Source organism: Aneurinibacillus tyrosinisolvens (assembly GCF_001015055.1).
Classification (GTDB): Bacteria; Bacillota; Bacilli; order Aneurinibacillales; family Aneurinibacillaceae; genus Aneurinibacillus_A; species Aneurinibacillus_A tyrosinisolvens.
In genome coordinates, this window is the sequence record NZ_BBWZ01000089.1 from 1 (window position 1) to 5,958 (window position 5,958).

At 39.7% G+C, this 5,958-nt stretch carries 7 protein-coding genes and 1 pseudogene; 2 read left to right on the plus strand and 6 right to left on the minus strand.

Features of this window, described 5'->3' with window-relative positions:
* The 3 genes and pseudogenes from MBEAL2_RS28155 to MBEAL2_RS34500 form a co-directional block, all read right to left on the minus strand.
* Positions 1-227, minus strand: a 227-nt coding sequence (locus MBEAL2_RS28155) for a hypothetical protein (RefSeq protein ID WP_152667965.1), incomplete at its 3' end; no start/stop codon positions are given.
* 233 nt (positions 228-460) lie between these two features.
* Positions 461-586 (minus strand): helix-turn-helix domain-containing protein, encoded by a 126-nt coding sequence (locus MBEAL2_RS34495; RefSeq protein ID WP_500778853.1) that lies wholly within the window; start codon positions 584-586, stop codon positions 461-463.
* Between the two features lie 39 nt (positions 587-625).
* A pseudogene (locus tag MBEAL2_RS34500) lies at positions 626-1,156 on the minus strand (sigma 54-interacting transcriptional regulator); the annotation flags it as partial.
* 325 nt (positions 1,157-1,481) lie between these two features.
* Here MBEAL2_RS34500 and MBEAL2_RS32150 point away from each other — a divergent pair.
* Both MBEAL2_RS32150 and MBEAL2_RS28165 read left to right on the plus strand, forming a co-directional pair.
* Positions 1,482-1,634 carry a hypothetical protein gene (locus tag MBEAL2_RS32150; protein ID WP_161798320.1) on the plus strand — a complete coding sequence of 51 codons (153 nt, stop codon included), beginning with the start codon at positions 1,482-1,484 and terminating at the stop codon, positions 1,632-1,634.
* A 36-nt stretch (positions 1,635-1,670) separates the two neighbouring features.
* Positions 1,671-2,000: a hypothetical protein gene (locus tag MBEAL2_RS28165; protein WP_047155503.1), complete on the plus strand. Its 330-nt coding sequence runs from the start codon at positions 1,671-1,673 to the stop codon at positions 1,998-2,000.
* A gap of 265 nt (positions 2,001-2,265) precedes the next feature.
* Here MBEAL2_RS28165 and MBEAL2_RS28170 read toward each other — a convergent pair whose 3' ends face one another.
* The 3 genes from MBEAL2_RS28170 to MBEAL2_RS28180 all read right to left on the minus strand — a co-directional run bounded on the left by MBEAL2_RS28170 (position 2,266) and on the right by MBEAL2_RS28180 (position 5,793).
* Positions 2,266-3,255 (minus strand): nuclease-related domain-containing protein, encoded by a 990-nt coding sequence (locus MBEAL2_RS28170; protein WP_047155504.1) that lies wholly within the window; start codon positions 3,253-3,255, stop codon positions 2,266-2,268.
* Between the two features lie 69 nt (positions 3,256-3,324).
* Entirely contained in the window at positions 3,325-4,857 is a 1,533-nt protein-coding gene (locus tag MBEAL2_RS28175; RefSeq protein WP_152667966.1) for an S-layer homology domain-containing protein, read from the minus strand.
* Complete coding sequence (locus MBEAL2_RS28180) at positions 4,858-5,793, minus strand: hypothetical protein (RefSeq protein WP_047155506.1); 936 nt, start codon at positions 5,791-5,793, stop codon at positions 4,858-4,860. It abuts the gene before it with no gap.
* Between the last annotated feature and the right edge of the window lie 165 nt (positions 5,794-5,958).

The window sequence follows — 5,958 nt, forward strand, 5'->3', positions numbered from 1 at the left end:
CTTTGTTTTGCATCTCTTTTACCCTTAATCTCTTTAGGAGCATTCCCTTTCTTTGGAAACGGAATAGGTAGAGCTGGACCCTTTTTTTCCATGGGATTTTCCATCCCTTCGCCCGGGTTCTCCTCACTTGCATACACATTGCCATATGGGAATAAAACCGAAAATAACAATGTTGTAATAATAAGCGTAACTAAAAAAGAAAAATAAAGACGTTTGTTGACTGACATGATGTAAAAAATCCCCTCATTCTTTCTGTAAATGTTTTTATGGCGAAACATCTAGCTTCGTGCCTTTTACATTTTACATACAGAAATACAAAATTGTAAGAATAGAAAGAATGGGAAATGTGGTATATCGAGGGTTGACAGGAAAGTACTAGCTTTTCTTTTAACTCAGGTCATCTTTTTTAATGTCCACTGGAGGTTACTTTCAACAAAAAACAGCAGCCTATCCGCCGCTGTTAGTCATCAATGGAATAACGAACCATTTTGGCATATAAAGTTGATTTGCTGATGCCCAGCCTGCGCGCCGCCGCCAGCCTGTCCCCTTTTTCCTCTCGTATCGCCTTTTCCTCCGCCCGCTCCACTGCCTGCTTTAATGTGGAAGCAGAAGAATGGTCCCCTTCACGCCTTACTGATTCGATAACGGCAGGAGGAAGATTCTCTTTGCTAATCATATCCTCCGTTTTCACATAGAGGACTCTTTCCAGGACGTTGCGCAGTTCACGAATATTGCCGGGCCAGCGGTACACCTGGAGAATTTCCTCCGCTTCTCTGGTGACGCCTTTTACCTGGATTCCTGTTTCCTTTTGGAGTTTTTCAAGAAAAAAGGAGATAAGCAGGGAAAGGTCATCGCCTCGCTCGTGAAGAGCAGGAATATCGAGTGTTACAACGTTCAGCCTGTAATAAAGATCATGGCGGAATTTTCCCTGCTCAACGAGTTCAAGGAAATCTTTGTTTGTCGCGGCAATGATTCTTACATCGACCGGTTCCGAAGTTTCTGCCCCGATCGGCTCAACCTCCTTTTCCTGCAGCACACGAAGGAGCTTTACCTGCATCATCAGCGGCATTTCGCTAATTTCATCCAGAAAAATAGTCCCACCATTCGCCAGAGCGAACTTCCCTTTCTTACCGGATTTCTTCGCCCCGGTGAAGGACCCTTCCTTGTTAGAATATCAACACAAAAAAATACGCAGACATATGTCTGCGTCAATCCTATATAAAAAGGGGGTCAATTAACTTGTCTTTATTGTACAATTCCCAGATTACAATCACGTTACAATTATATTAAAAATTATCATTTCTATGCCATTTGTATCACCATCTATATAGGTTCCCTTCAACTTAACAAATAAAATTTGTTGTCCTATCTAAGATAATATCCAACTTCAAGTAATTTTCTACTAACATATTTCTGAAACATTTCAAGTGTATCCTAATAAATGCTTCAAGCTATATTGAAAATAATAAGGAGGAACAAACATGAAGAACATAAAAAAGAATGTAATTGGAGCCTCATTAGGTGCGGTATTTGCTCTTGCGTCAATTAGTCCAGTATTTGCGTCAAATCCATTTACTGTGGCAGATAACCAAGTGACTACTCAACAAAAAGCACAACATCTAGATAAACTCTAAGACAAAGCTTCCAAACTGAAAGTTGATACGTCTAACATGACAACTGCTAAACAAATTAAACAAGCCATTCATAAACAAGTAAAGGAAAAGCATCAGGCAAAAAAACAAAAGCGGGCAGAACGCTTGAATAAACTAGCGGCTAAACTACACATTGATACTACAGGTAAAACTCCTCAACAAATCAAACAAGCGATTCACACTGCAATCAAAGCAAAACGTGAGGCTAAACTTGAAAAAATTGCCCAAAAGAAAGGGGTTACGGTTGAGCAATTAAAAGCACAACAACAGGCTAAACGCCAAGCAAAACAGCTACAACAAATACAACACAAAATTAATATCCTTAGTCAGATTATAGAATATAGATAGTTAAATCCATGTCTTATCCAACTACCGATTCCCGTTAGTGAAGTACGGTGAAATTAAAAATATCGGTTTCTATCGTCCATTTTAAACGTCTAATCCATTCCTGTTGTATTTCTACTGGCGCATTTTTTACTTTATGTAATACTTTCCATAATTTATATATACAGTAAGCCTTTAATTATGCCTTGTGTGGCTCCTTGATTAAATTCGTCATGAATTAAGGGCAAGTAACCGTACCTGCCTTCTTTTTTGAGTTAACAATATCAAACTACAATTTGCCCTTATAGGTCAGAAACAATTTTACCGCGTAACTCAATACCGCTATATTTGCAGAAAAGAGAAAAGAAGCGGAGGTTTGATTGAAAATATCTCCCCAATCCATGTAACCGGCATTTGCGACATTAAAATGGACAAGCAGAGTAATAAGGCAGAACAAAGTGGCTGCATAGACATATGCACCGAACAGTGTTACCGAATCGACTAAAGGAACATACTCCTCTTTTTTTACAATTTTTCGTTCCGGCATATCCCAAAGTAAAGGTAACACTTTATTTAATTGTTCATCCGAATACATAGCTGGCATTTTGCGAATATGAAAATTAACTTCTTCCCGAATCGCTACTGGGACACTCCCTCTTTTTGTTATCTTTAAATCAATGCTTTTATTAGTAAACATAACGATGGAGTGAATGGCAGGTACATTTTTAATTCCTTTCTGAACTAAATAGTCCTGTAAGCGATTTGCACTCGTTGTTATATGAGCAATTGGATTGTTAAACGGCCTCTTCACTTCTTTGGTGCTCGTTTGGATAACCTGGCGCCATTGCTGGATTACTGAATCGCAACTTCCTTCAATTTGACCGACCGCATTGTTCGATTCGATAACAAATATCCCTGCCCTAGTGAGGACGATATGATCTATTTTCGTTTTCTGTCCGTTTTTTAAAGGTATCACTGCATCATTAATCAAAAAACAGTCATCCGGCAAATCCCGCAGGATCGACGCGCTTTCGGACTCCTTTATTGCTACACTTTGAAGTTGTTCCCTTTTTCTTTTTTGTACCCATAACTTATTCTGAAACAACATTCCAAACAGAAAAATGAGGGCAGCTATCCCTTCGAATGAGCGCATAACCAAAAAGTAGATAACCGCCACTCCATAGAATATAAATGGGGTAAACTCACGCCATTTGCGTGACACTTCGGCTTTAGCTGATTCTAAAATTAATGGGCTATCTGCTTCTCTTACAGTTGCCAATGATGATTCCACCTCTCTTTAAAAAAGAAGCCTGCGAGGGATTGCTTCCCGCAGGCCCTACTATGTTTCTTATTTTTGAATAGGTATCTTATCTAACAAACGGCTCACAAAAGCGATCGCTTCTGCTTTGGTCACTGAACCTTGAGCGTTAAGATTTCGTTTTGTATCACCGTAAATCAGTTTTGTGTGCAAGGCATAGTTAAAATCAGATCGCGCCATGACACCTATTTTACTTCCATCCTTGTAATTTTGAACCAGGTTGGTCGACGGCGTAACAATATTCGCTTTTGTTCTGAGCGCACGCACAAGCATTCTTACCGCTTCTTCACGTGTGATAGGTTTTTTCAAGGACTCTGTACCCTTGATAAAGCCCTTATCAAGCCCCACTCGAATTTCAGATGCATATTTCCCTTTTAGAACACCCAGATTTACCGATGCCATATTGGTTTCATAAGCGCGGGCAAGTAAAGCAACAAATTCTTCCTGTGTTACCTTTTCATTCGGCTTAAAGGTTTGGGCATTATCCCAAATAAAGATATTCCGTTCCATTAGATTTTGCATTTCCGTTTTAACCCAATGCTTTTGCAAAGTAGCTAAGATTTGCTTTTCAGCTGCTTCCTGAACTTGAGACTTTACAACGCCGTTCGTCACCTTAATTACCATGTTTGGATTAACTGGTGGGTTTATGGTCGCTGTACCTGTTGGAGAAGTTGTAGATGCGTTAGGTGTTATTGTGCTGTTTTTGCCGTCCAGATACTTTTGAATGGTTGCTAAGCGATTGAGTAATGTTCTTTTAGAATCACTTTCTGGCAAAGCATCTACAAGCTTTTTAGCAGCATCATAGTTCGCTTGTGTACGATTCAATTCCGCTTTAGATACGGAAACCGTTGCAGAAGAAATAACACCGGCATCTTTATCTACTTTTTCTTTCTCTGCAAGATAATCCTCTACCACACTCAGACGATTGAGCAGGGTGGATTTTTCAGCACTTGAAGGTAAAGCATCCACGAAGTATTTCGCTAAGTCATATGTTTCTTTTGTGCGACTTGATTCAGCTCTTCCTACTTTATCGATTGCGCTATTAATTGCTTCATTATATTTGCTCGTCTCTGATTGTTCATCTAAATAAGCCTTGACTACCGCTAATCGATGAAGAAATATAACTTTTGCAGAATTAGATGGAAGAGCATCCACGGCAGACTTAGCGGTATCATAGTTAGCTAACGAACGAGTGGATTCCGCTAATTTCACTTTATCCTCTGCATTTTTAAGCGCATCTTCAATGTTTTGTAGCCCTGTTTGTCCTGGCGTCTGTGTTCCAGTTTGTCCTGGGATCTGTGGCACGGTTTGTCCTGGGCTGATTTTATCTAAATAAGCCTTCACCACAGACAGGCGTTTAATAAGAATATCCTTATCCGATCCCGTTACAAGTTTGTCTACCAGGCTCTTCGCTTTATCGTAATTGGCCTGCGTACGAACGTATTCGGCAGTCTTTACCGCTTCTTCTGCTAACATATATTCCGATTTCGTTTCTGTATCTGACACAAAATTTATAGCATCTAAACGATCTAAGAGTGCTGTTTTTGTCGTACCTAATGACAATTAGTTAACCAGATTAAGTGCAGCGTTATATGCAGCTGTCGTCCTCACGCTTTCAGCATAAGAAACAGCTTGCGTTGCTTGTGTTATGGACTCCGGGCTGTCTGTTGCGCTATCACCTATATTGGAATCAACGAGCTGTAATTGGAGAAATGATAAGCGGTCTAACAGTAATTGTTTGTCCGATGAACCCGGCAATGCTTTTACCAATGTATCAGCTGTCGTAAAATCTTCTTTTAAATGAGTGCTTTCTGCTTTACTAACTGCTGATTGGGCAATTGCTAAGGTAGCATTTAAGCGGCTTTGAAGAGCCTCCAAGCGATTTAATAAATTGGTTTTAATGTCACCATTAGGTAAGGATTGAACAAGATATTTCGCATAATTTACGATTTCCTCATTGCCTACCTTTTCCGCTTGATCTACCGTTGCGGCTGCACTCGCCAGGGCTGTATCCTCGCTTTTGTGTTCGACTTTATATTGCACAGCCTCAAGGCGAACGCCCAATGCCTCCTTATCCGGTCCGTCTTTCAACTCGCTCACATACGCTTGAGCAACTTTAAATACATCTATACACAAGCATTGTTCAACAAGAGAAACATAAAATTTAGCGTCATCCAATGGAACTCCGTTAAGTAGTAGTCTTTCTACTGAACGAAGGCGGTTTTGAAAAGTTACTTTCTGAGGACTTTCCAACATCTCATTAACGTCCTGTCTGGCATGAATTAGATCATCCATATTTCGCATTTGTTCAGCCTTCGCTACTATCGCTGTGATATGAGATAGCTCGGTATGTTCACCCGAAACAACGATTGTGCCTGTCTCTGCTGCAAATGCCAGAATAGCAGCCGTAAAGTTTGAGAGTAAAACCGATGTGGTTAATACCGCCATTGCCGGTATTTTAAATTTCATTTTTGTTTGAGAAGATTTTTCCTTTTTCATACTACCTACATCCCCTTATAAAGTTGAAATTAGTTTCTCCTAGCGACATTATAAAGGGAAAATGATGCTTAAATAATCAGATTTGTGGTAATTTATTACATTTTAAATTAAACCATATCCTTGCCGAAAGTATATTTTTAAACCATAAGTTTGCCGAAAGTGCAA